This window comes from Mucilaginibacter sp. A5337 (assembly GCF_059690695.1).
In genome coordinates this window covers 53031-73907 of sequence record NZ_JCAWEC010000007.1, presented here as the reverse complement: position 1 = coordinate 73907, position 20877 = coordinate 53031, and the positions used below count along the sequence as shown (strand labels likewise).

At 45.8% G+C, this 20877-nt stretch carries 15 protein-coding genes; 14 read left to right on the top strand and 1 reads right to left on the bottom strand.

Features of this window, described 5'->3' with window-relative positions; translation table 11 throughout:
• Positions 1-55: 55 nt before the first annotated feature.
• Positions 56-652: an FMN-dependent NADH-azoreductase gene (locus AC59JO_RS23090; RefSeq protein WP_413667085.1), complete on the bottom strand. Its 597-nt coding sequence runs from the start codon at positions 650-652 to the stop codon at positions 56-58.
• Positions 653-1071: 419 nt separating this feature from the next.
• Here AC59JO_RS23090 and AC59JO_RS23085 point away from each other — a divergent pair, with 419 nt between their 5' ends.
• From AC59JO_RS23085 to AC59JO_RS23020, 14 genes are read left to right on the top strand one after another with little or no spacing between them, the layout of a single operon-like run.
• A complete protein-coding gene (locus AC59JO_RS23085; RefSeq protein ID WP_413667086.1) occupies positions 1072-1656 on the top strand; it encodes a Pvc16 family protein in 585 nt (194 codons plus the stop codon).
• Between the two features lie 38 nt (positions 1657-1694).
• Entirely contained in the window at positions 1695-2879 is a 1185-nt protein-coding gene (locus AC59JO_RS23080; protein WP_413667087.1) for a hypothetical protein, read from the top strand.
• Between the two features lie 18 nt (positions 2880-2897).
• Positions 2898-4352 (top strand): phage tail sheath family protein, encoded by a 1455-nt coding sequence (locus AC59JO_RS23075; protein WP_413667088.1) that lies wholly within the window; start codon positions 2898-2900, stop codon positions 4350-4352.
• Between the two features lie 11 nt (positions 4353-4363).
• Positions 4364-6355: a phage tail sheath family protein gene (locus AC59JO_RS23070; RefSeq protein ID WP_497308286.1), complete on the top strand. Its 1992-nt coding sequence runs from the start codon at positions 4364-4366 to the stop codon at positions 6353-6355.
• Between the two features lie 39 nt (positions 6356-6394).
• Positions 6395-6826 carry a phage tail protein gene (locus AC59JO_RS23065; RefSeq protein ID WP_091211201.1) on the top strand — a complete coding sequence of 144 codons (432 nt, stop codon included), beginning with the start codon at positions 6395-6397 and terminating at the stop codon, positions 6824-6826.
• Between the two features lie 2 nt (positions 6827-6828).
• Entirely contained in the window at positions 6829-7287 is a 459-nt protein-coding gene (locus AC59JO_RS23060) for a phage tail protein (RefSeq protein WP_090524166.1), read from the top strand.
• 4 nt (positions 7288-7291) lie between these two features.
• On the top strand, positions 7292-7474 hold the full coding sequence (locus AC59JO_RS23055; protein WP_121227826.1) for a DUF5908 family protein: 183 nt from the start codon (positions 7292-7294) through the stop codon (positions 7472-7474).
• The gene (locus AC59JO_RS23050; RefSeq protein WP_497308283.1) at positions 7474-8145 is read left to right on the top strand and encodes a CIS tube protein; all 672 of its coding nucleotides are present in this window, start codon (positions 7474-7476) and stop codon (positions 8143-8145) included. Before AC59JO_RS23055 ends, AC59JO_RS23050 begins: the two co-directional genes overlap by 1 nt.
• A 6-nt stretch (positions 8146-8151) precedes the next feature.
• On the top strand, positions 8152-9903 hold the full coding sequence (gene vgrG, locus AC59JO_RS23045; RefSeq protein WP_497308281.1) for a type VI secretion system tip protein VgrG: 1752 nt from the start codon (positions 8152-8154) through the stop codon (positions 9901-9903).
• Between the two features lie 9 nt (positions 9904-9912).
• On the top strand, positions 9913-10203 hold the full coding sequence (locus AC59JO_RS23040; RefSeq protein WP_121227820.1) for a PAAR domain-containing protein: 291 nt from the start codon (positions 9913-9915) through the stop codon (positions 10201-10203).
• 3 nt (positions 10204-10206) lie between these two features.
• On the top strand, positions 10207-10629 hold the full coding sequence (locus AC59JO_RS23035) for a GPW/gp25 family protein (RefSeq protein WP_413667092.1): 423 nt from the start codon (positions 10207-10209) through the stop codon (positions 10627-10629).
• Between the two features lie 7 nt (positions 10630-10636).
• Positions 10637-13927, top strand: coding sequence for a baseplate J/gp47 family protein (locus AC59JO_RS23030; RefSeq protein WP_497308279.1), 3291 nt, complete (start codon positions 10637-10639; stop codon positions 13925-13927).
• Complete coding sequence (locus AC59JO_RS23025) at positions 13924-16635, top strand: baseplate wedge protein (RefSeq protein ID WP_497308277.1); 2712 nt, start codon at positions 13924-13926, stop codon at positions 16633-16635. Before AC59JO_RS23030 ends, AC59JO_RS23025 begins: the two co-directional genes overlap by 4 nt.
• A gap of 18 nt (positions 16636-16653) precedes the next feature.
• A complete protein-coding gene (locus AC59JO_RS23020) occupies positions 16654-20877 on the top strand; it encodes a hypothetical protein (RefSeq protein ID WP_497308275.1) in 4224 nt (1407 codons plus the stop codon).

Genomic DNA, 20877 nt, shown 5'->3' with positions numbered 1-20877 from the left:
CTCAAAAACATAAAACACGAAAGGGAAGTAATTGCTTCCCTTTCGTGTTTTAATATTAAAGCTCAATACCCTGTATCGCTTTATCTAAAGCTGTTTCCTGTAACCCCGGCACTTTTATACCTTCAACTCTGAAAGCTTTGATATCTGTCATACCCAAAAAGCCTAAGGCCGCTCTTAAATAAGGCTCGGTAAAATCATAAGCTTTCATAAACCCCTCAGAGTAAACACCGCCCGATGAGATAGCCAGGTACACTTTTTTGTTTTTAACCAGGCCTTCAGGTCCTTTTTCGCCATAGCTGAAAGTTTTGCCGGCACGGGCAATATGGTCTATCCACGTTTTTAAGGTTGATGGAATACCGAAGTTGTACATTGGAGTATCAATAACTACGGCATCAGCATTCAATAACTCGGCAATAGCTTCGTCCGAATGTTTAACGGCTTCAATAAGCTCTGGCGTCCTTTTTTCTTCGGGAGTGTAAAAAGATGTTATGTGTGCCTCTTCCAGATGCGGGAACGGTGTGGCAGTTAAATCATGAGTGGTTAATGTATTATCCGGGTGGGCAGATTGCAACTCGCTAACAATAGCGTTGCCTAATTTTACGCTGAATGATGCTTCGCCCTGTGGGCTGCTGATGAGATGTAATATTTTCATTGTTGTTTATTTTGTAGCAGCAAAATTACCTTGCTTAACTATCAAAAAGATACTACTATCCTAAAGGATACCGGTATCCTTTAGGATAGTAGTATCTCGGTCTTTTAATATCTGTTTGAACATCAAATAGATGTGGGTTGTGCGGATTTTGCCGTTGTTACGCGGCGCTTAAATTATGGAGTTTGAAGAAGAGCGCGTTCTGACAACCGATTAGCCTTTTTAAAAAGTTCGTTTTTGCTGGAATTTGCAGGTTTTTTGTTGTTTTAACCCGTTCATTACCACGTATTTATACGTGCTTTAATTGCGTATAAATACGTGGTAATTAGCGTGCATACACTTGCAGGTTACTAAAGCCGGATGCCCAACTTTGGTATAACATCAGCAGCCAAACTGCAACCACCTATAAACATCTAATTATCATGATTTACCAAACCTTAAGCTTTTTAGCTGAACAGTTAAATAACTATCTCAAAACAACAGATGGGAACAGCGGGCTTAGTTCAACCTTTACCCAGCTTAAAAACGTAGCCCATTTGAGCGAAGATGAGATCAAAGGTTTGGAAAATATCCTGGTTACGCTGGTAAATATCTCCGAAGAATTTACCATGAAAAACATCCCCAACTATGTGCGTAATGGCGACGATATCAACTACCGAAATGCACCAATGTACCTTAACCTGTATGTGCTGTTTTCGTCATGCCTCTTTAGCTCCTACGAAAAGTCACTGATCTTTCTTTCACATATAGTTGAGTTTTTTCAGGGCAAAAACACGTTTACCAAACAAAACAGTCCCACTACAAAAGTTGGCCTCGGCGACTTCCGCCTTATACTTGATATCTACTCGCCCACATTTGAGCAGGCCAATTACCTGTGGAGCACGCTGGGCGGCAAACAATTTCCATATGTACTATACCGCGTTCGCCTTGTTGAAATATTACGCGACAATGTAACCGAAACACGCGGCATCATTAAAAAGATAGAACTGAGCGATAAACTGAGTTAACGATTAGTGCGGGCAGTAAACCTATAAATTATAACCCGATGGTACTTGACCTGAATTACGAAACGCTTTTTGAGATTGACATCCGTCATCATTATCACCTTGATGACGGCGTCACGCTTTTTGATACGCTGAGCGCCGATGCGCGCCTGGCTATGCTGGAGCGGTATGACATAGGCAGTTTCATGAGCGTAACACCTACCAAAGCTACAAGGGCAAAGTTTGCAGGTTTGCATATAGTTTATAAACAAACCGAAACCGGTGTTATTACCGGTATTCCGTATACTTTGAACGGTACTAAGGAGCAACCACAGATAGTTCCGGCAGATGACGAAGTATTCAGCTTTAGTTTAGCCATTAACGATGGCCTTTTTGCCAACTATAGTTCATTGCCTTTAAAAGCGCCCGACGGAATGGTGTATTTTTTTACCAACGATCCTTCATTATCGCCGCGTGTGTCTCCGTTTATAACTGCCACACCAGGTGTATATAAGGCGGCTACCGATTATTATCCGGGTGATATGCTGGTTGATAACCAGGCTACGCCAACCAAATTGTTCATCGCGCAGCAAAAAAATAGCCTCGACCCAACTGCAGGGGCCACGCCTGCAGGTAACTGGATCACCGACCCGCTGGTTGGTGGAAAACCTTTGGCTTATGCCGGTAACAGCGATCTGATCCGCCAGTTTGGGCGGGTATTTAGCTACCAGGTAACAGTAGCAAATAAAACCCCGGCATTAACGATAAAAGACAGGGCCGGTAACGTGGTGAATGTAGTTACCAGTGTAGAGACCGGTCCTCTGAATATTATAAAAGCCGACATAAGCAGTTTGCCCGAGGGCTTGTATACTGCCCACCTGGCTGATACCGGTTATACTGATGATTTTCCTTTTTATTATAGTACAGATGCATCGGCATGGGCTTTTATAGATATCTGCGTTAAAACCAGCGGCGTTGCTTATAATCTGATGCAGGCTGATACTACCCTGAAATCGCCGGTGTTTAGCTTACGGTTCAAAAACAGGGCTACTTACTGGCGGTATATAGGTACAGCTTTCGGGGCCGCATCGGTAAGTGATAATGCGCTGCCGCTTACAAGGCAGGGTTTTATAACCGTGAAAGTGAAGGATAAAAATAATAATCTGACAACTGTCGATCTGCCTAACGCAACGGCATCGCTCATAAAACCAGAAACCAACCAGATTTTTTCAGACATATTTTTTTAGCAAGTAAAAAACAGTAATATGGCAACAACATACAAAACTCCGGGTGTTTACGTGGAAGAAATTCCGCTCCTACCTCCATCGGTAGCCGAGGTTGAAACGGCTATCCCGGCCTTTATAGGCTACACACAAAATATTAGCTACAACGGGGCGTCATTGCAGTACAACCCTGTCAGGATCAAATCGCTTAAAGAGTATGAGCAGATCTTTGGTTTTGCCGAAAATACTTTGTTCACCACTGCCGGAACTACAACCGGTATCAAGATCAAAAAGACAGCCGGCGTATTTTCGTTTGATGCCGCGGTAGATGATCCTTATCCAGCCCTGAAATTCAGGATGTATTATTGCCTGCAGCTTTATTTTGCGAATGGTGGCGGGCCGTGTTATATCGTGTCGGCCGGCCAAACCGGTGCGGCTGTTAATGTAGATAAAACGCTGCTTACCAATGCGCTTGCTGCAGTGCAAAAAGAAGATGAGCCTACCATCCTGCTGTTTACAGATGCGGTAACCCTTACTGTTGCCGCAGATTACTACGGTTTATATACCGCGGCATTGGCCCAGGCCGCATTTTTACAGGATAGGGTGGTGCTTATTGACCCATATGTGGCCGTTGCCGATAAAGGCAAAAAAGCATTCGGCGATATAGCTACAGCCTTCCGTACTGCTATCGGGGTTAATAACCTGAGCTATGGTGCCGCATATTATCCGTGGCTGCAAACCAGCATCAATTATTTCAGCAATGAAAGCAAACAGCTGATTGTTTCCGGAACAGGCGTTACTGCAACTGATTTTCCGGCTACTGCGGTGCTGCGGGATGATACCAATACCGCCAATTCTATCTATCACATCAACAGCGATCTGTATAACTATATCACTCAGCAAACCAACCTGTTCTCGGTTATTTTACCTCCGGCAGCGGCAATAGCAGGCGTGTATGCGTCTGTTGATAACACGCGCGGTGTTTGGAAAGCGCCGGCAAATGTGAGCCTAAACCTGGTATCGGCCCCAATGGTTAAAATTGACGACAGCGACCAGGAAGATATGAACGTAACCAGCACCGGTAAATCGGTAAATGCTATCAGGGCATTTTCAGGCAAAGGTGTATTGGTTTGGGGCGCGCGTACACTGGCCGGTAATGATAACGAATGGCGTTACATATCGGTAAGGCGTTTCTTTAACATGGTTGAAGAATCGGTTAAAAACTCAACCCAGCCCTTTGTATTTGAGCCAAATGATGGCAATACCTGGGCAAAGGTGCGCGGCATGATAGCCAACTTTTTAATACTGCAATGGCGTGCCGGTGCCCTACAGGGAGCTAAGCCCGAAGATGCCTTCTTTGTGCACGTTGGCCTTGGCGAAACCATGACCTCTTTAGATATTCTTGAAGGCAGGCTCATTGTTGAGGTAGGCATGGCAGTGGTTCGTCCGGCCGAGTTTATTATTCTGCGTTTCAGTCATAAAATGGTTCAATCTTAAATCAAATAGTCATGGCTTATAAAACACCCGGAGTTTACGTGCAGGAGATTGCACTGTTTCCGCCATCAGTTGCCCAGGTTGAAACCGCTATACCTGCTTTTATTGGCTTTACCGCCTTTGCCCTTACCCCCGAGGGTAAATCGCTGGTGAACGTTCCAACCCGTATAAAATCGCTATTGGAGTTTGAAAGCTTATTTGGGGGCGATTATGTACCAACAACCGTTAAGGTTACCGTTAACCCGGCTACAAACCAGATCCTGAACGTAGTGCCTGATAAACGCTTTCAGTTGTATGTATCACTCAGGCAATACTTTGATAATGGCGGCGGGCCATGTTATATCGTTTCTGTTGGAGATTTCTCAGCAGCGGTAACAGCAGCTCCTATATCAGGAGGTATTGATACGCTTTCGGCCGAAGATGAGCCTACGCTGATCCTTTTCCCCGATGCGGTTCAATTGTTAGCTGGTGGTAATCCCGATCTTGTTGGCTTTAGCGGTTTGCAAACCCAGGCATTAGCCTTGTGCGCTACCATGCAGGACAGGTTTTCGATACTTGACCTTTTACAGGGCGATAAACGGCAGGATACAACCAATAAGCCGATAGATAATTTCCGAAGCTCAATAGGGATCAATAATCTAAATTATGGTGCGGCTTATTATCCCTGGATAATTACAAGCTATGATGTTAATGTTGATTTCAGGCAGCTGGAGTTTTGGAACAATGCCGCCACACCGGTTAAGATCACCAACTACGATAGCTTTTCAAAAAGCCCTGCCGAAAAAACGCTTGTGACCAATCTGCAAAATGCTATAAAAGATACCGACAAGGTAATAGGTTCTGTATTTAGCGCAGCGGCGGATGCAACCGCCCTAAGGGTAAGCGGTGTTGATGCCGTGAAAGCTAAATTAACCGCACTGGCAAATAACATTGCCCAAAACGTAACTCCCGATGTGCAGTTAACTGCTTATCTGGATTTATTAGCCGCAATTGTCACCGCCGGTAAAAAGGCAAAGGATGCACCGGCTGTTGGCGCGCTTTACGGCAAAGATATTGACGCGTTAAGCAAAGATGCCAAGCTTGAAGCCGCCATCACCAACCTGATTGCCTACGAAAAAAACAACAAGGTTGCTGCTAATACAACTGCCGGTCGTAATCCGGCAACTGTTTATTCGGTATTGGATAATACGCCCTGGGTAGCCAATTCAACCTACGCGGCAATAATAGCCAATGGTGATCCTTTTACTAAGGATACAGCAGGAGCGCTTTCAATTGTTCAGGCATTGCAGGATACTGTTGCCACTATTTTAACAGGCCTGGGTGCATTAATAAATGGTGCATTGTTTTATGAAAACCTGGCTGAGCAGGCACTGTTTTCGGGTAACGTATTTTTCGGTGCGGCAAACTCGGCAGTAACGCTTAAAATGAGTACCATCCCTCCTTCGGGGGCAATTGCCGGGGTTTATGCCAATGTTGATGGCTCCCGCGGCGTTTGGAAAGCGCCTGCCAATGTAAGTCTTAATAATGTAATTGGCCCCGCTGTAAAAATTGACAACAGCGATCAGGACGATATGAATGTTACCGCAACCGGTAAATCAATTAATGCCATCAGGGCCTTCGCCGGCCGCGGCACTTTGGTTTGGGGGGCGCGTACTTTAACCGGTAATGATAACGAATGGCGCTACATCCCGGTAAGGCGGTTCTTCATCATGGTTGAAGAGTCGGTTAAAAAAGCTACCTATCCTTTCGTTTTTGAAAATAACGATGCCAACACCTGGACAAAAGTAAGGGTGATGATCCAGAACTTTTTAACCCTGCAATGGCGTGCCGGTGCATTACAAGGCGCTAAACCCGAAGATGCGTTTTTTGTACACGTTGGCCTTAACGAAACCATGACTGCGCTTGATATTTTAGAAGGCCGCATGATAGTTGAAATAGGTATGGCTGCAGTAAGGCCTGCCGAGTTCATCATCCTCCGTTTTTCACACAAAATGCAGGAGAGTTAATTAAATCAAATCTGTTGAATTTCATTTAAAACAAATAAAATGGCAAATTATCCTCTACCCAAATTCCATTTCCAGGTTGACTGGGGTGGCACACGTATCGGTTTTACAGAAGTAACCGGCTTACAGATAGAAACCGAAGTGATTGAATACCGCGAAGGCAGCAGCAAGGAATACAATAAGGTAAAGATGCCTGGTATGCGCAAATATGGTAACATCACCCTAAAACGCGGCACATTTGCTAATGATAACGAGTTTTATGACTGGATGAACACTGTGAAACTAAACCAGATAGACCGTCGTGACCTTACCATTAACCTGCTTAATGAAGAGCATCAGCCGGTTGTTACATGGTCGGTTAAAAATGCTTTCCCGGTTAAGATCCAGTCGGCCGATTTGAAGGCAGATGCCAACGAGGCAGCAATTGAAACGCTTGAGGTTGCTCACGAAGGTTTAACTATCAAAAACGGCTAATCATGGCCTTCGACGCTAAATCAGGTTATCCGCCTTTAGGCTTTCACTTTAAGGTGGTGTTTACGGGCATCGGCGATGAAAATATCGACAGCAGGTTTCAGAATGTATCAGGCCTATCCATGGAGATGGAAACAGAATCCAAAAAGGAGGGTGGCGAAAATCGTTTTGAACATGCGCTGCCGGTGAGGGCCAAGTTTCCGGCACTGGTGCTGAAACGGGGGCTCATTACCGAATCAAAACTGCTGATGGATTGGTGCAATAACGTGTTCAATAATTTTATTATTGAACCTAAAGACCTTACCGTAAGCCTGCTTAACGAAGAACATGACCCGCTTTTGACCTGGAATGTAGTACAGGCCTGGCCCAAAAAATGGAGCCTGAGTGATCTGAATGCCGAGCAAAACAGCATCGCAATTGAAAGTTTTGAGCTGCAATACCAGTATTACACACTTCAAACCTGATGTTATGCCAATCGAGATCAGAGAATTGAACATCCGCGTGAGCGTAAACCAAAGCCCGGCCGAGCAGGATTCAAAGCCCTCAGGAGGGGGGGGCGGACAGGGCGGCGGAGGCGGTGATAAAGATGAGATCATTGCCGAATGCGTGGAGCAGATATTGGAGATTTTGAAAAATAAAAACGAACGCTGATGGCCGATAATGTAACCAAAATGAAGATCGTAGCCTGGTCCGATCCGCAGAGCAAAAAGGAAGAAGGCTCCATGACGGTACAGGTGAACCCCGAAGGCTACAGCCAGAAGATTGAGATCAAATATTCTGACAAGCAGGCGCAGGGAACATCGGGCAAGCTGCCCAAGTTTTCCAAAATCGAACCGCAGAAGATGGATTTCGAACTGATGTTTGACCGTACCGGGGTTATCAATGGTGCTACAGCCGGTGATTTAGGGGTTGATGAAGATATCGACAACCTGCAAAAGCTCATCATCGAATACCAGGGCGATAAGCACCGGCCAAGATTTGTGAGCATTTATTGGGGTACCCTTCAGTTTGATGGTGCATTGGAAACAATGGACATTAACTACAAACTCTTTGATAGCCAGGGTCGCCCGTTGAGGGCCATCGTAAAAGCTACATTTATTGGCTCTGTTGAGGACAAAAAGCGTGTGGCTAAAGAAAATGCCCAGTCGCCCGATTTAACCAAAGTTAGGGTGATTAATGAAGGTGATACCTTGCCGTTACTCTGCTACCAGATCTATGGCGATTCAAAGTATTACATCGAAGTAGCCCAGGCAAACAACCTCAACGATTTCAGGTATCTCGCAACAGGTACAAAAATCAAGTTTCCACCATTAAACCAATAACCAATCATGGCAGATAGCCGCACCATAGAAACCACCCGGCCAAGTACCGTTGTTACCCCCATTGTAAAAATTGAGGGTACCGAGATACCGCGCACCTTACGGGTGGAAGCTATAGTGATTGATAAAGGTGTAAACCGTATTGCCGCCGCCAAACTGGTGATTATTGATGGTGATACCTCGGCCCAAAAGTTTGATGCCAGCAACGGCGACTTATTTATACCAGGAAAAAACATCGAGATACTGTGCGGTTATGAGTCGGATAATTATACGCTGTTTAAGGGTGTGGTTATTAAACACAGCATCAAGTTACGCAATAGCGGATCACAACTGGTTATTGAATGCCGCGATAAGGCCATTGCCATGACCCTTGCCCGCCACAGCAAATACTTTGGCGAAAATGTGAAAGACAGTGATGCTATAACCACCCTAACAGGTACTTATAGCGGTTTAACAGCCGATGTTGCAGATATGAACATCACCACCAGCGACCTGGTACAATATGAAGCTACCGATTGGGATTTCATAACCGGTCGCGCAGAACTAAACGGGATGCTGGTTTATACCGATGATAATACCTTATCCATTAAAAAACCCGAAATAAGCGGTACAGCGGTTGTGGAATTATCATTTGGTGCTACCATGCTGGAGTTGGATGCCGAGATTGATTCACGCATTCAGTTCCCCTCCATAACCGGCCGCACCTGGAACCCTGCATCGCAGGAAATTGAAAAGGTTGATGCCAACCCGCCATCCGGCGAGTTGAATGGGAATCTTAGTTCTGATGATCTGGCAGGCGTATTCAATGAAAATAAATATCAGCTCAATCATGGCGGCAAGCTTTCGCAGCCCGAACTGCAGGCCTGGGCAACAGCGCTCAAGCAAAAGCAGGTACTTTCAAAGGTACGGGGCAGGGTAAAGTTTAAAGGTATTCACACGGTAAAGCCGGGCATGATTATCAAACTCAGCAACCTGAGCGACAGGTTTAACGGCAATGCCTTTGTTAGTCATATTCAGCATCATGTATCTGCCGGCGACTGGCAGCTTGAGGTGCAATTTGGCTTAGACCCGCAATGGTTTACCGAAAAGTTTGATACCAGTATAAAGCCGGCTTCAGCTTTGATCCAGGCGGTGCCCGGTTTGCAGATAGGTGTGGTAACCCAACTGGAAAGCGACCCTGATGGCGAATGCCGGATCCTGGTGCGCATGCCGGTGATCAGTCCCGATGATCAGGGGATCTGGGCACGCGTGGCCACCTTAGATGCCGGTAAAGATCGTGGAAGTTTCTTTTTGCCCGAAGTTGGCGACGAAGTAGTAGTAGGCTTTTTAAACAGCGATCCGCGCAAGCCGGTAGTACTGGGCATGCTTAACAGCAGCAGTAAAAACGCTCCGTTAACGGCCGCCGATGCCAATAACCAAAAGGGCTTTGTAACCCGCAGTAAAATGAAACTTGTTTTTGATGACGATAAAAAATCGGTAACCATTGAAACGCCTGCCGGAAAAAAGATAACCATGGATGAAGATGCCGGGGCGATAGAACTAAAAGACGAGAACAATAACTCGATAAAAATGAACAGTGATGGTATAACCATCGAAACCCAGGGCAAACTGGTGCTTAAAGCCCAGCAGGATTTTAATGCCGAGGGCATGAATTTAAGCCTGAAAGCCAATACCGCGCTTTCGGCCGAGGGATCGGCCAGTGTGGAAGTAAAATCAAGCGGAACAGCGGCGCTTAAAGGCTCAATTGTACAAATAAATTAATAACAAAAAATGGCAGCAGCAGCACGGATAGGCGATATGCACGTATGCCCTATGGTTACAGGCGTAGTGCCTCATGTAGGCGGGCCGGTAATAGGGCCGGGGGTACCAACGGTGCTTATTGGCGGCATGCCTGCGGTATGCGTAGGCGATATGTGTACCTGTGTTGGTCCGCCCGATTCAATCATCATGGGTTCGGCAACGGTGCTGATAGGGGGGAAACCCGCCGCCCGCATGGGCGATAGCACAGCCCATGGCGGATCGATAGTGTTAGGCTGCCCAACAGTAATAATCGGAGGTTGATCAATGGAACCAAAAATACCTTTTATAGGCCGGGGATGGAGTTTCCCGCCAAGTTTTGACAAGGCTGCCGGCAAAGTTGAGATGCTTACCGACGAGGCCGATATTGAAAGCAGCCTTGGCATACTGTTTACCACCCGGCTGGGCGAACGTATTATGCAGCCAACCTTCGGGTGCGATTTGCAAAATATAGTTTTTGAGGCTGTGAACCTCACCCTCAAAACCTATATCAAAGATTTGATTGAAACAGCTGTGCTGTACTTTGAACCAAGAATAACGCTCAACAGCACCGAGGTTGACAGCAGTATGGATAGCGAAGGGGTTTTGCTTATTAAGCTTAATTACACGGTACGTACCACCAATTCACGGTATAACTATGTGTTCCCTTATTATAAAAATGACATTACCAGCATAACTACCAACCAATAACCAAACCATGGCCTGTAACGATAAAAATCCGCTTCAACGTGATGGCTCAAGCCAGTCACAGCGCTTTCTGAAAGCGCTTGACCCAGCCTACGCCCCAATTGAGGAATTGGGCATGGAAGACTGGCTAACGTTTGCGGCTGCTTATGCCGATAAAATAAATTACTATACCCCGAAAGACAGCAACTACCCGCAAGGCGACTGGAAACCGTTTTTTATCCAGGATAAAAAAGCGCTGCAGGATTTTCTGAAGCAGGTTGAGGTAAAAATGCAAAATGCAGGTTTGGGATTTCCCGACTCAAGCATTAAAAGTGATGTTGAACCACACCTTGCCTTGTTCATGTGCTTTATTATGCTGCTGCAGCACTCAGAAGATGCGCTGAACCAGTTTACCGGCCGTCATCTTGATTTTTATTTTAAACGGGTATTGCAGTTGCGCAACAGGCCGGAGGTACCGGATAAAGTGCACATCATATTTGAACTGGCCCGTAACCTCACCGGTTTTTTATTGCCGCAGGATACAGCACTTGATGCAGGTAAAGATAAAAGCCCTAAACCTAAGCCCGTTGTTTTTAAAACAAATGCCGAGCTGGCAGTAAACAGCGCCACCATAGCTGCTATGAAAAGCTGGTATCAATCGCCTGCAGATAATAAAGTTGCTTATGCCGATGTTACCTTCTCTGCCGATGGTTTGGGTACACCTTTTAAGGATGATGTACCCAAATGGAACCCCTTTGGCAGCAAAAGCTGGCCAACGGCATCAATGGGTTTTGCTTTTGCTTCAAGCGTTCTACTTCTGGGTGAGGGCGACCGTACTATAACCCTTACACTTAATTTTACCGGGCTCGATGCCTTTGATCCTGCATTAATAGCGCAGTTGTTTAAAGTATTTCTGACATCTGAAAAAGATTGGCTCCAGGCCGATTTTCCTTCAACCGCGCCCGCTACGCTGAGCCAGCAAAAACTGATTATAACTGTAAATGTACCACCTAAAGCTAAAGCGGTAGTACCCTATGATCAGGCTATCCACAAAGAGAATTACAAAACCGATTTTCCGGTTATTCGCCTGCTGATGACCGTACAGGACAACGCTTACCCTGTTTACCAGGCATTAAGTAAGGCCCGGCTTGATAGTGTGCAGATTGACGTAGCCGTAACCGGCATGAAAAACCTGGCGGTTGAAAATGATAACGGTAAGGTTGACCCCTCAAAACCATTCCTTGCTTTTGGGGCAGTACCCAAAATACATTCAAACCTTTATATTGGTAATGCTGAGATCTTTCAAAAACAGTGGACGGAGATCAAACCTCAAATTAACTGGAAAGGAGTACCGAGCCCGATAGAAGATTATTATAATGCTTACCGCGCCGATTTTGTAAGTCCTTCGTTTACACCGAGTGCTTATAAAATTACTTCCAGTTCAGGGCTTAGTGATTTCGGCGGGCGGGTTATTGCCGATAAAGATAGCTTTACTGCAAAGGTATCGTTTATCAAAGATGGAAAATGGTTCCCTGATGGAGGAAGCTCGATCAGCGTGCTCGATGACTCATTTACCTTAACACCGGATGGTGTGCCCCAGCCGGTAAATCAGGCCCCCAGTTTTATTAACCAATATCTTTACTTTAACGTATCCGGGGCATTTAATTACGGCTGGGGGGCACAGGCCGAAAAAGCACTTGTACAGCAATATGTACAGCCCATGCAGTTCTTTTTTCCTACACTGGGATTTATAGGCTTCCAGCAAACTGCCACACCGGTGCAAACACAAACCGAAAATTTTTCGGCCGGGGTTAAGGATAACTATATCCGCATCAATTTAGACCGCGACTTTTTGCATACCGAGTACCCCAAATTATTTGCGGCAGCCATGATTAAAAAAGAAGGGGACGCAATTATACCGTCGGTGCCTTATACGCCTGAAATAGCTTCGCTTACCATCGACTACAAAGCAACGGCTTCAAACGATATTGATAAGCTTACAAGCAGTAATAATAATGCCGGTCTGCTGGCCGACTATGTGAACCACAACGTTCAGTTTTTTCATGAAACACCATTTGGCCAGGCCGAGCAGCATGCTTTCCTCAAAAAACAATTTCACGGTTTAATTGATGGCAACATTACAGCCATACCACAGGCACCCGATCTTGCCGCGTTTTATATAGGCATCTCGGGTATTCAGACAGGATCGGTAGCCAGTATTCTTTTCCAGGTGGCCGAGGGGAGCGAGGATGCGCTTGCGCCATCGTTCTCTGATACCATCCAACCTAAATGGTTTTACTTATCCGGCAATGAATGGATTGCACTGGATAAAAGCAATATCATCAGTGATGATACCAACGATTTTTTACGCTCGGGGATTATCAAATTCTTAATTCCCGAAGGCGCTACAACCAATAATACATTTCTTAACCAAAGCCTAACCTGGCTTGGGGTTGAGCTACCAACTTCAGTTACTATCGATTCGGTTTGTAAGTTCATTAATGTACATATCCAGGCAGCCGAGGCTGAATTTGCCGATAATGACAACGAACTTTCACATCTGGACGCAGGCCTGCCCGCGGGTACAATAAGTAAGCTAATTGACAGGCTGCCGCAGATTAAATCGGTTACGCAGCCTTATGCCTCGTTCGGCGGTTTGTTGCCCGAGGATGATGGTGCCTTCCGTTTACGGGTAAGCGAACGCTTAAGGCATAAACACCGGGCAATTACCATTTGGGATTATGAACACCTGGTAATGGCGCAGTTTCCGCAGGTGTTTAGGGTTAAGTGCCTTAACCATACTAACGATGACATAGAGGTGGCGCCGGGTAGTGTAAGGGTTGTGGCTATCCCCGATATCCGTAACCAGATCAGTTTTGACCCATTTAAACCCCGGGTAAGCAAAAATACCCTGAGTGAGATCACTAAATACCTGTCGGGTTTAAACTCCATGCACGTTGATCTGCTGGCTATTAACCCTGATTATGAGGAAGTGATCCTTGATTTTAAGGTGAAGTTTTACTTCGGGCTGGATGAAAACCTGTACGCCATTAAGCTGAATACAGATTTGATCAATTACCTGTCGCCCTGGGCTTATAACCGCAATGCGGATATTGATTTCGGCGGAACATTGTATAAAAGCGTGGTGATCCGCTTTATTGAAGAGCTACCTTATGTTGATTATATAACCGATTTTAAGATGTACTTCACTGCATCGGGGCCCGCAAATCCCGATGTTTTGGAGGCAGGCAATTCAAAGGCCATTCTTGTATCGGCAAAGCAGCATTTAATTGATATCCAAACCATACCTACATGCCCATGATTGATCAGTTAACCATACCGAAACAAATTGATACCAGCCTTGGGCCCGAGTACAATACCCTGCGCACCGAAGGCATGCAGCATATCCGCGATCTGGCGAGCGCCATCTGGTCGGACTATAATGTGCATGATCCGGGGATTACCACGCTTGAGATGCTTTGTTATGCACTAACCGATCTTAACTATCGCATTACCCTGCCGGTGGAAAATATCCTGGCTGTTGACCACGATAATACCACCAGTATGCATGAGCAGTTTTTGTCTGCCATAAAAATACTGCCCGGTTACCCTGTTACCCCCGATGATTACCGCCAACTGTTTGTACGGATAGATGGTGTGCGGAATGCCTGGATCAAGAAATCGCCCCACAGTATTATTGCCAACTATAAACAACCGGATGGTAAACCGCTTTTGCGCTATGCAAAACCCGGCGAAAATGCCCTGACAGGCAAAGAGGTTAAATTCGATTTAAAGGGCATAAACGATATCCTGATTGATTTTGAGGACTTTCCTGAACTGGGCGGCGATGCCGCCAAGATCAAAGCCAAACAGGACGATATCATCAAACAAATAAAATCGGTATACCATTACTTCCGTGAGTTGTGTGAGGACCTTGACCAGGTAAAGGCGGTTGAAAACCAGGAAATAGTTATCTGTGCCGAAATTGAATTGCAACCCCAGGCCGATCCTGAAATGATCTGGGCACAGATCATGTTCAATATTGAGCAATACCTTACACCCGATATTCAATTTTACCTGTTGCAGGAGCTGCTTGACAAAGGCATGCAGCCCGACGAGATATTTGAAGGCCCCGTGCTTGATTTTGAAAACCTGCAGGGTATTGATGCCAAGTTTGCCAAACAGGGGTTTATTATCCCCGCTGAGCTTGCGGCCTCACAATTGCGTACCGAAGTGCGCCTGTCTGATCTGTACCGCATCATTATGGAAATTGACGGTGTGCGGCTGGTGAAACGCATTTCCTTTGGTTTTTGCGGCTGTACCGCACCTCAGAGCGAGGTTGCCGATAAGATCTATAAATCGAACCAATGGTTGCTTTGTATCCAGGATGGTCATAAGCCTGTTTTGTGCGAAACCAATTCGTCATTCACCTTTTATAAAGACGTGGTGCCTATCGAACTGAAACAGTCAGAAGCCCAAACCGATCTTAACCAGTTACGTAAAGACTGGCAAGACAGCGTTGAGGCCAAGAAGATAGTCGACCTCCCCGTACCCGAAGGTGACTACCGCGACATCGGCCACTATGAAACCCTGCAAAACCAGTTTCCTGAAAACTATGGCATTTCGCCGCTGGGTTTGCCCGATACCGCAACAACCGAACAACGTTCGCTGGCTTTACAGCTTAAAGGATATTTGTTGTTTTATGATCAGGTGCTGGCCAATTACTTCGCCCAGCTTTCAAACGCCCGGATTTTGCTCACTGCCGATGATAGTATCCGCAAAACCTATTTCAGCAATACGGTAAACGGTATCAGGGATGTAGAAAAACTTGTGGATGGCTATGCCCAATGGGAGCAAACAGTTGATGATGTAATTAAAGAAATTGGGCAGGATAACTATCCCGAGCGGAAAAATAAATTCCTTGATCATTTGCTGGCCCGCTTTGCAGAGCAATTTAACGAATACGTGTTTTTAATGTACCGCATTTACGGCGAAGATTACCAGCGCAATATCATCAGGCATAAGGTTAATTTTTTAAAGGATTATGATCAGATGAGTATTTGCCGTGGCAGCGGGATGGACTTGTATAACGCTAAAACGCCCGATCAGCAATTGGTGAATGTATCGGGCATGGAAAAACGCATCTCGATGCTGCTGGGTTTCTCCAACTATAAAATGCAGCAGCTAAGCGTGGAGGATTACCTTTTGTTCAAGGCCGATGCCCTGCATTACAACTGGACAATATCGCAGCTTGGTGTAGTGAAATTTAAAGGCAATGCCAATTATCTAAAGGAAATTGACGCCTATGAAGATCTCGGCCTGGTATCTGTGCTGGCCTGCGACAGGGAAAACTACCGCTTAAGCCCTGGACCTACTGCCGGCAAATATGTGTATAACATAGCCAACTCGGCCGGTACGCTGCTTACCCTTAATGATATGGAGTTCAGCGCCGCTGCCATCGAAACCGAAATTGCATTTATCATCAAGTTTATGCAAAACGATTTTAAGATGGAGGGTATGTACGTGATAGAAAATATCCTGCTGCGGCCTCCATTTGATTATACCGGCGATGACAGTACCCATCACCAGTTTATGCCGGTTTGCCTTGATCCTAACGGCGTGTATTGCGAGCCGCTTGATCCTTATTCGTTTAGGATTTGTGTGATACTGCCCGGCTACAGCGTAAGGTTGCGTAATACAGCTTTCCGCACCTATGCCGAGCGGCTCATCCGTACAGAAACGCCGGCCCATATTTTACCGCGGATCTGCTTTATAGGCCATGATCAGATGGTTGGTTTTGAAGCGGTTTATAAAGATTGGCTTGCCGCCAAACACATAGCGGTAAGTACAGATACACCTATTGACCCGGTATTGAACAGCAAATTCATAGATGTGCTTGAAAAACTGTACACCGTTTATCAGCAGGGGCAGTTAAGCGATTGCGACGACGACACCCAGGAAACCAACCCGATTATATTGAATAAATCAAGCCTTGGCACCTTGCAGGGCGGCACAAATAATAACAGTTAAAACCTAAATAAAAAAGCCATGCCACCAGTAACCAACATAAAGCTCACCGATATAACTTTAGAGTATAACTCCTTTGTTGACAGCCAGGTGCTTACAGCCAAGCAACTGAACGATATTGTAGAGTTTTTTGAAGATCAGCAGCGCCTTACCCGTACCTGTTTAATTGGTGTTGGCCTGGTATGCGGTCTTAGCTTTAAAGGCGATGCCAACGGCATAACCATAGGTAAAGGCTGCGGTGTAACTACCGACGGTGATTTGCTTTACATGCCCGAAACAACCTATAAAAATTTCAGGGCCTATGATAATTCGCTGATTAAATACCCGCCTTTTTACCCTTTAGGGACAGATGCCGCTCAAATGGCTTTATGGGAACTGGTAACCCCGGATGACAAGGGCGTTTTCCCTACCGATAGCTTTGCCCTTACCAATTTTAAAGCAAAAGCCGGTAAAGATCTGACAGAAATGTACGGTCTGCTTTATTTGGAATATTACTCTAAAGACCCAGATGCCTGTACCGCTATTGATTGTGATAACCAGGGGCGTAAGCAGGTAGCCAAGCCAAAAGTGCTGCTCGTTGCCCAGGCCGATATGAACCAGATCATCGAGCAAACCGGTTCGGAGGTTATTTATGATGATATCTACAAAAAGTATTTCAACGCTTACAACGCCTATTTTGATGCCCCGGTGCTGGCTGCGAAACGGGTGTTCTTTAACACGCAAACAACCGCATCATCATCTGCACTTACCGCTGCTTTTTCAAGTATCGCAAACACGGGGGCAGCAGGTTTATCAGCAGCCATTCAATCGTTATACAATACTTTCAAATTCGCGCTTGATCCGCAATCTGCTTACCCTATTACCAGTATCGTCGCCAATATAAATACCACGTTAAGCAAAGCTACGGCCCCAATGCAGGCACAATACCTGTATGATTTTTACAAGGACCTGCTAACCGGATACAATGAATTACGGGCCATACTTTCGGATATTATTTACCAGTGCTGCCCCAATATTTATGCCTTTCCAAAGCATATCATGCTGGGGGCTTTAAATGTTACTCTAACAGCCAAACCAACGCCTTATCGCCATAAATTTTATGCTTCGCCTGCTGTAAGCGCTAATAAGGATAAGCTGAATATTGCTTTGAATTTGTTGGATAGGCTGAATATCATGAGCAGTGGGTTCACCCTACCTGCAAACCCTGTGGTGAAGGTAACGCCATCTACAGATAATAGTAAACCTTTAGAGGCAAGAGCTATCCCGTTTTATTACGGCAAGCCGGTTGACCTGGCTAAAAAATGGAGTTATGGCCGATGGCTGCAGGGTACAGATAAGCTAATCCTTAGTTATAATGCTTCCGCCTATTCGCCTGCAAATGACGTTGTCGTAAATCCATTAAACTATTCCATTGATGCTAATAATTTTTTCAGAATAGAAGGACATATCGGCAAAAAGTATACTGATGCGCTTGCTGCGGTTGATAAGATCAGGCAGGATGCCAACCTCCCTTTTGATGTGGTTACCATCAGGCTGGGGGATGTTACCCTTAGCGATATTAACATAGATGACTATGCCTGCCAGTTTAATGACCTGGAGGCTACGCTAAGAGCTTTCCAGGCCGAGCAAAACTGCCTTTACAGCGATGTAAGTAAGTTTTTTTCAAGTTTTAATACCCAAACAGGCTATACGGTGGCAAATCAGGTTCTGGCCCAGGCTGCGCAGCAGCAACTGTCGTTCGCTAACGAAGAGGCAGCGGCGGCACCTGCGGCTGCAACACCCAAAAGGAAGATGGCTGCAGCTACAGCAGAAAAAACCGCAGGCCTATCAATCGGGAGCAGTATGGAAGCAACCAGCGGCTTTGCAATCAATAAAAGTATTGGCAGAGTAGCGATTGATAGTGGCTTTAGCGCGGTGGATAACAATATCAATGTTGCCCAAGGCAGCATAGGTTATTATGTAGATCAGATCCGCAGGCAGGGTGATGCTGTAAGTATTTCGGACTATGCGGACGCCGCAGTTAAAAATATAGATACTTCGGCAACCGGCTCATATGAACAGGCCATAGCTGTCGATATCCCGGTGCGTGTGATTGCCGGTACCCGAAATATAAGCCAGTGGCTGCCCGACAGGCTGGTTGATATTGACGATGACACTATTACTAACTTCTCGGCCCGGGTAGATGACCTGTGCAACGAGGTAAAAGCGGCAAGTGTAAAAAGCCGCCAGATTTTTGCGAAGGCTGATTATGTGCGTAAGGGGTATGAAGATGATTACGAGCTGCAATTGTGGCGCTTGTCTGAAAACTGCTGTGCAGGCCAGGCGCTTGCCGTTATTTTAAAAGAAATCCAGGACCGCAAGGCTAAGTTGTTGGCTCAGCTTACTTTTTCGGCTTATGCTGCAAATCATACTGGTTTGGAGCATCTTGCAGGTGTACCTGCAGGCGGAACCTTTGTAATGGTATACGCCACTACCATGACTACGCCGAGTCCAACAATACCTCCAAATACACTTTCGCTCGATGAAAGGTTAAAGGCACTCCAGGCTAACCCTCAGTTCGTAAAAGGTTTTGCAAGTGATGCCGACGCGATGACTTTTATAGCTCAGAATACCAACTTTGATGACATTTCTGCCGCTGTGAAATTTTACCAGGTGCAGTCGCCGCGTAAATTTACACCAACAATTGAGGCCGATGTTATCAGTAAAACCCAGGCCTTAGCTGTTGATCTTGGTAAAGTAAGGTCAGTGGCCACAAATCCCGATGTGCCGGAAGATATTGTGTTTGCAGATTTTTGCCTGCCTTACATGTGCTGCTCTGATTGTCCGCCGGTGGCATTCATTATGCCTAAGCCACCGGTAGGTTTAAGCTTGCCTAAAGCCGTAGCCTGCTCAGACGAAGGCCTGCTGCAGTTTAAAGTTAGTCCGGCTGATGGGGTTATTAAAGCCGCTGCCGGTTTTGAAACTACCGTTGTAACTAAAGCAGCGGTAACCTACTTCGATACAACCAAGGTTAAAGATGGCACATTTGGCCAGCAGATTAAATTTACTGTCAATGATCAGCCTACAGAATGCACTATCACCGTATTTAAACACCCGTCTGTTAAACCTGCGGCCAGCATAAGTGATACAACACAGTTTGCCGTATTTATTCAGTTAACGGCTACAAGCAATCAAGCGCCTGGCGATACATTTGCCTACACCTGGACAATGCCCGACGGACAGGTGCATGCTAATCTTATCACACCGATTGATAACATTACCTTTCAGTATGCCGATCTTCGCGCAAAATTCCCTGATGGTAAACTAACCTTCACCTTATCTGCCAATAATCATGATTGTACCGATACACAACAGGTTGTTATTACGGTAGACATTCCTGAGGAGCCTGTAGACCTGCAGTTAGCTGCCAGCGAAGTTTGTTCGGACGGAGGTAATATAAACTTTACAACCGTACAACCTGCAACAGGTATCATTACCTCAAAATTAGCGGGAGACGCTGTGAAACTACTCGGCAGCCAGTGGGTTGTTGATCCTTCAAAAGGCCCTTATGATGTTAGCATCAACGACTTTATGGTGAACGGCAAGCCGGTTCCTGCTTGTACACTGATGATCCACGAGCATCCGCAGGCCTCGTTTGATTATAAAGTAGATGGTGATCCGGCCAAAGGTACTGCTACTGTTACGCTAACCAATAAAACACCTAATCCTGGCAGTTTCAAATTTACCTGGACGTTTGATGATGGCACTACCAGTAATGATGTAAATACTGTAAAAGTATTTAACATGGGGCAGTTTCCACGCGGTCGTAATACGGTCATCACACTTACAGCAGTGAATGCTAAGTTTGATAAATGCCGTGCGGTATTTACACCTACTCCGCCTGTTGCTTTACCTTCTACGATTACTACACCGATATTTACCAACCTGCCACCCTTAGGCACAACCACAACTACAACAACCCCACCGATACTTGTTGTTAAAGATGCACCTTCGGCTGCTGCGGTGACACCTAAAGTAGATCCGGCTGTGATTAAAGAAACCCCGGCAGTAACACCTTCGGTGACACCTAAAGTGGATCCGGCTTTGATTAAAGAAACGCCCTCGGTAACACCGGCGGCAACACCTAAAGTGGATCCGGCCACGACTAAACAGGACCCTGTTGTAAAACCAACGATAACACCTAAGATAGATCCGAAGATCATCAAAAAAGATCCGGGTACTACAGATCCTGGTACTGTTAAATAA

Excerpts from the sequence above, each read along its gene's own strand:
- AC59JO_RS23050 (WP_497308283.1), top strand. The coding sequence starts at position 7,474 with ATGGCCGATAATGTAACCAAAATGAAGATCGTAGCCTGGTCCGATCCG.
- vgrG (WP_497308281.1), top strand. The coding sequence starts at position 8,152 with ATGGCAGATAGCCGCACCATAGAAACCACCCGGCCAAGTACCGTTGTT.
- AC59JO_RS23085 (WP_413667086.1), top strand. The coding sequence starts at position 1,072 with ATGATTTACCAAACCTTAAGCTTTTTAGCTGAACAGTTAAATAACTAT.
- AC59JO_RS23020 (WP_497308275.1), top strand. The coding sequence starts at position 16,654 with ATGCCACCAGTAACCAACATAAAGCTCACCGATATAACTTTAGAGTAT.
- AC59JO_RS23040 (WP_121227820.1), top strand. The coding sequence starts at position 9,913 with ATGGCAGCAGCAGCACGGATAGGCGATATGCACGTATGCCCTATGGTT.
- AC59JO_RS23080 (WP_413667087.1), top strand. The coding sequence starts at position 1,695 with ATGGTACTTGACCTGAATTACGAAACGCTTTTTGAGATTGACATCCGT.
- AC59JO_RS23030 (WP_497308279.1), top strand. The coding sequence starts at position 10,637 with ATGGCCTGTAACGATAAAAATCCGCTTCAACGTGATGGCTCAAGCCAG.
- AC59JO_RS23060 (WP_090524166.1), top strand. The coding sequence starts at position 6,829 with ATGGCCTTCGACGCTAAATCAGGTTATCCGCCTTTAGGCTTTCACTTT.
- AC59JO_RS23090 (WP_413667085.1), bottom strand. The coding sequence starts at position 652 with ATGAAAATATTACATCTCATCAGCAGCCCACAGGGCGAAGCATCATTC.
- AC59JO_RS23065 (WP_091211201.1), top strand. The coding sequence starts at position 6,395 with ATGGCAAATTATCCTCTACCCAAATTCCATTTCCAGGTTGACTGGGGT.
- AC59JO_RS23075 (WP_413667088.1), top strand. The coding sequence starts at position 2,898 with ATGGCAACAACATACAAAACTCCGGGTGTTTACGTGGAAGAAATTCCG.
- AC59JO_RS23055 (WP_121227826.1), top strand. The coding sequence starts at position 7,292 with ATGCCAATCGAGATCAGAGAATTGAACATCCGCGTGAGCGTAAACCAA.
- AC59JO_RS23025 (WP_497308277.1), top strand. The coding sequence starts at position 13,924 with ATGATTGATCAGTTAACCATACCGAAACAAATTGATACCAGCCTTGGG.
- AC59JO_RS23070 (WP_497308286.1), top strand. The coding sequence starts at position 4,364 with ATGGCTTATAAAACACCCGGAGTTTACGTGCAGGAGATTGCACTGTTT.
- AC59JO_RS23035 (WP_413667092.1), top strand. The coding sequence starts at position 10,207 with ATGGAACCAAAAATACCTTTTATAGGCCGGGGATGGAGTTTCCCGCCA.